General features: G+C 64.4%; 4 protein-coding genes. 2 read left to right on the forward strand and 2 right to left on the reverse strand.

From position 1 onward, the window contains the following. Positions 1-80: 80 nt before the first annotated feature. Entirely contained in the window at positions 81-536 is a 456-nt protein-coding gene (locus tag ACQ7JA_RS24860) for a MarR family winged helix-turn-helix transcriptional regulator (protein ID WP_430902382.1), read from the reverse strand. Positions 537-720: 184 nt separating this feature from the next. Between ACQ7JA_RS24860 and ACQ7JA_RS24865 the strand changes: the two genes are divergently transcribed. After that, positions 721-2358 (forward strand): DUF418 domain-containing protein, encoded by a 1638-nt coding sequence (locus ACQ7JA_RS24865; protein ID WP_430902383.1) that lies wholly within the window; start codon positions 721-723, stop codon positions 2356-2358. Then, entirely contained in the window at positions 2355-4715 is a 2361-nt protein-coding gene (locus ACQ7JA_RS24870; protein ID WP_430902384.1) for a penicillin acylase family protein, read from the forward strand. The genes ACQ7JA_RS24865 and ACQ7JA_RS24870 overlap by 4 nt, the downstream gene beginning before the upstream one ends. Before the next feature lie 93 nt (positions 4716-4808). On the opposite strand, the gene ACQ7JA_RS24875 is transcribed toward ACQ7JA_RS24870, so the two are convergent. Continuing rightward, positions 4809-5016, reverse strand: a 208-nt coding sequence (locus ACQ7JA_RS24875; RefSeq protein ID WP_430902385.1) for a hypothetical protein, incomplete at its 5' end; no start/stop codon positions are given.

Below are 5016 nucleotides of genomic sequence, written 5' to 3' on the forward strand. Positions count from 1 at the left end.
GCGTCCATTCCCCAGATCTTCGCGGCATGAAAAAAACCCGCTCGGTATCGAGCGGGCTGTTTGGCTGAAGCTGTCGGAAACTACATGCCAGCGCTGTCGTTGAGGTTCTTGCGCAGGCCAACCAGCTGCTCGCGCAATGCGGAAATCTCTTCCACCGAGCACTTGGTGGCGCACAGGATCTCGGGCATCAGCTTGGCAGCTTCCTGCCGCAGGGCCTGGCCCGCCTCGGTCAGCGTGACGATCACCTGACGCTCGTCGGAACGTGCCCGCGCCCGCTGTACCAGGCCCTGGCTTTCCATGCGCTTGAGCAGCGGCGTCAGAGTGGCCGAATCGAGGAAGAGCCGTTCGCCGATGTCGGACACGGTCAGCGCATCCTGCTCCCACAGCACCATCATCACCAGGTATTGTGGATAGGTGAGGCCGAGCTTCGGCAGCAGGCCGCGATAGACGCGCATCATCGCCAGCGAGGTGGAATACAGGGCAAAGCACAGCTGGCTGTCGAGCGCAGGTGCGGAAGGGGAAGAAGGAGAGTTCATGTCTCCAATATAGATCGTGCACAAGCTAATTGCAAGCGACGCTCTCGGCAAAATTTATGCAAATTTAATAACGGCCTTCCAAATTGCAGTTCGTCCGCGCTTTTCGGCATTTCGTCGCATGGCCGCTTGAGACATGCAGACTCTGGACTACGATGATTCGACCAATAATCAGAAAGGGATGGCCATGGACAAACCAGCAGTATCGTTGACGCCGGTGGCGAACAACGAACGCATCCAGTCTCTCGACGTCGTTCGCGGGTTTGCCCTCATCGGCATCCTGTTGATGAACGTCGAGTTCTTCAACCGCGCCATTTCGGACCTGGGTTCCGGCATACCGGCCACCGCCACCGGCGCCAACCTGTGGATCAGCTACTTCGTCCAGTATTTCGTCACCGGTAAATTCTGGACCATCTTCTCCCTCCTGTTCGGCATGGGCTTCGCCATCATGCTGACCCGCGCCGAACGCGCCGAGCGCGGATTCCTCGTGCCCTATATGCGCCGCATCGCCGCGTTGGCCGTCTTTGGGGCGCTGCACCATATCTTTCTGTACGGCGGCGACATCCTGGTCAGCTATGCCGTCAGCGCGGCGGCGCTGCTGATCGTCCTGTACGGGCGCACCAAATGGATCCTGCTGGCGATCGCCCTGTGCATCGGCGGCGGCTTCATCCCCAACATGAAGTGGTTGTTCGGCATGGCCGGCGGGCTGGCCTTCTTCGGCCTTGCTGCCTGGTGGCTGCGCGGCGAGCAGCGCATGAAGCGTTTCGGCAAGCCGACGGTGCTGGCCTTCATCATGATGATCATCGGCGCGCTCGGCCTCGTCGGCGGCGTGGCGACCTGGTTCATTCCGAATGTGCCGATGGAAGGACGCGTCATGATTCCGGCCATGGGCTTCGCCCTGTTCACGCTGGGCTACCTCACCAAGCGCACGCACGCCGACAAGGCGGCGCGTCCGTGGCACCTGGGTGTGGGCATCTACTGCTTCTCCTTCTTCCTGATGACGGTTGCCGGCGCTTCCCAGTACTACATCCCGCACAAACCGCCCGTCGCCACCACCACGGAGGAAGCGAAGAAGCTGCGGGAACAGGACGCCGAGCGCGCCAAGATGCGCCAGGAGCGCAAGGACCTGATCGCGAAAGAAACCGCAATTCTCAGCAAGGGCAGCTACCTCGATGTGGTGCGCTTTCGCGCCGAACGCTTCCCGGAACACGCTGCGAACGAAGTCGGTTTCGCGACCATCCTGATCGGCATGTTCCTGATCGGTAGCTGGTTCGTCCGCGCCGGCATCATGGAGCGCGCGCGCGATCACCTGCCGCTGTTCCGCAAGCTGGCGATGTATGGCATTCCGATTGGCGTCGGCATGGGCCTGGTCGGCTCGATGATCGCGCTGCATCCGATCCCGGGTTCGCGCGGCGCCGACGGCTTCCAGTTCGCCCAGGGCCTGCTCATGCTGGGGAACCTGCCGGCCTCGCTCGGCTACGTCAGCCTGGTCATCCTGATGCTGTACAGCGCGTCGCCACTGAACAAGGTAAGCGTGCTGGCGCCCTTCGGCCGCATGGCGCTGACCAACTACATTACCCAGTCGCTGATCGCGTCGACCTTCTTCTTCGGCTACGGCTTCGGCAACTTCGGCGTCTCGCGCGTCGACCAGATGCTGTTCGTGGCCGTGGTCGTGGTGTTCCAGATCGCCTTCAGCCACTTCTGGCTGTCGCGCTTCCGTTACGGCCCGCTGGAATGGCTGTGGCGCGCAGTGACCTACTGGACCATCCCGCCGATGCGCATCAAGAACCCGGCAGTTGCGCCCGCCGCGGCCACGGCGGCGTGAGGGGGCTGCTTCGACTCGGCGCGGCGCTGCTCCTGGGCGCCGCGCTCCCCGCTTGGGCCCAGCCGGTCAAGGTGGCCGGCCTGAACCAGCCGGCCCGCATCCTGGTCGACAAATGGGGCGTGCCGCACATCTACGCCGCCAGCCAGGACGACGCCTTCTTCGTGCAGGGCTTCAATGCCGCGCGCGACCGCCTGTTCCAGATCGACCTGTGGCGCCGCCGCGGGCTGGGCGAACTGTCCTCCGTCTTCGGCCCCGCCTACGTGGAGCAGGATCGCGCGGCCAGGCTGTTCCTCTACCGCGGCGGCATGGAACCCGAGTGGAAGGCTTACGGCAAGGACGCGCAACGGACCAGCGCGCGCTTCGTCGCCGGCATCAACGCCTATATCGACCATATCGCCCGCAAGCCGGAACTTCTTCCCTTTGAATTCCGCCAGCTGCGCTACCTGCCTGCCAAGTGGCGTCCGGAGGACGTGGTGCGCATCCGTAGCCATGGCCTGACGCGCAACCTGACGGCGGAGTTCGCGCGTTCGCGCGTGGTCTGCCGCGCCGGTCTGGCGGCCGATGCGGTGCGCGCGAAGCTGTCGCCCAGCTGGACGACCCGTGTGCCGGAAGGGCTCGACCCCTGCCTGCCGGAGGATGCCCTCGAGGTCTTCCATCTCGCGACCGAGAACGTGCGCTTCGATCGCCAATCGCTGCAGGTGGCGCGCGTAGTGAATCCGGGCGAAGAGACGCTCGAAGGCAGCAACAACTGGGTGATCGCGCCCTCGCGCACCAGCACCGGCCGCCCCATTCTCGCCAACGATCCGCACCGCGCGTATGGCGCCCCCTCGCTGCGCTACATCGTGCACCTGAACGCGCCGGGCCTGGACGTGATCGGGGCAGGGGAGCCGGCGCTGCCGGGCGTCTCGATCGGCCACAACGGCAAGGTCGCCTTCGGGCTCACCATCATGAGCATCGACCAGGAAGACCTGTACGTCTACGAAACCAACCCTGCCAATCCGAACCAGTACCGCTACGCGGGCGGCTGGGAAGACTTTCGCATCGTGCGCGAGAAGGTCGAGGTGCGCGGCGCGCCGGCCAGGACGGTCGAGCTGCGCTTCACGCGCCATGGCCCGGTGATCCACCACGACGCCGGCACGCGCCGCGCCTTCGCGGTGCGCACCGCCTGGACCGCGCCCGGCATGGCCCCTTACTTCGGCAGCATCGACTATATGCAGGCGCAGGACTTCACCCAGTTTCGCCGCGCGATGCGGCGCTGGGGTGCGCCGACGGAAAACCAGGTCTACGCCGACACCGCCGGGAACATCGGCTGGGTGGCCGGCGGCCTCGCCCCGGTGCGGCCCAACTGGGACGGCCTGATGCCGGTGCCGGGCGACGGCCGCTACGAGTGGAAGGGCTTCCTCGACGGCGACAAGCTGCCGTATGTGCTCAACCCGAAGCAGGGTTGGTTCGCTTCCGCCAACGAGATGAACCTGCCGGCCGGCTATCCCTACAAGGAATACAAGCTCGGTTTCGAGTGGCCCGACAATGCGCGGGCGCGGCGCATCGCGCAGGTGCTGTCGAAGACGCCGAAGGCAAGCATGGAGGACATGCAGCGGCTGCAGAACGACGTGGTCAACCTGAATGCGCGCCGCCTGGTGGCGCTGCTCAAGCCCTTGTCGTCCAGGGACCGCGTGACAGCGGCCGCGCTGCGCCTGCTGTCAAGCTGGGATGGCGCGGAGAGTGCCCGCTCCGCTCCTGCCGCGCTGTACGAGGTCTGGTGGTCGCGCCATCTCGGCAATGCGTTCAAGGCGGCCGTGCTGTCGCCGGCGGCGGCGAGCGCGATGGACGCACCGCACCCGACGGCCCTGCTCGAGTCGCTCGAAAAGCCGGAAGAGCGCTTCGGCAAGGACGCGGTCCGCAAGCGTAACGAGGTGCTGTTGAGTAGTCTCGCCGCAGCATGGCTCGAGATGGAGGCGGCGCAGGGGCCTGATCCGAAGCGCTGGCAATGGGGCGCGCTGCACTTCAGCTTCTTCGTACACCCCATGGCGCCGATTCTCGACAATGCGGGAAAGGCGCAGGTCAATGTCGGCCCCTTGCCGCGTGGAGGCAGCGCCTACACGGTGAATGTCTCGAGCTACCACCCCGATAGCTTCTGGCAGGCACATGGGCCGTCGTTCAGGATGGTCCTCGACGTGGGGAACTGGGACAACTCCCGTGCGATCAACACGCCGGGACAGTCGGGCGACCCGTCCAGCCCGCATTACCGCGACCTGGCAGGCAGCTGGGCTCAGGGGAAGTATTTCCCCCTGCTGTATTCCCGAGAAGCGGTGCAGAAGGCCGCGACACAGGTGATCGAGCTGGCGCCGGCGCCTTGAAACGCGTGCCCCTTGCGGATGCGCGCGCGCTTTGCTATAGTGCGCCTCCGCTTCAGAGGCGCCGCAAGGCGAGGTCGAAAAAGGTTAACGTAATCAACTGGTTACGTTGGCAAGATCCACAGAGAAATCTGAGCTGAAGTAAAAGAGGACTTGACGAACATCGCGAAACACTGCATACTCTCGTTCCTCTGCTGCTGACGAACACAACGCTTCGCAGCGATAGCAAGAGAAAGAATACGGTTCTTTAACAATCAACAGTCGATAAGTGTGGGCGTTTGATGATGGTGCCGGCTGAGTTCGC

Source organism: Massilia sp. BKSP1R2A-1 (genome assembly GCF_050586525.1).
In the GTDB taxonomy this organism is placed as follows: Bacteria; Pseudomonadota; Gammaproteobacteria; order Burkholderiales; family Burkholderiaceae_D; genus Telluria.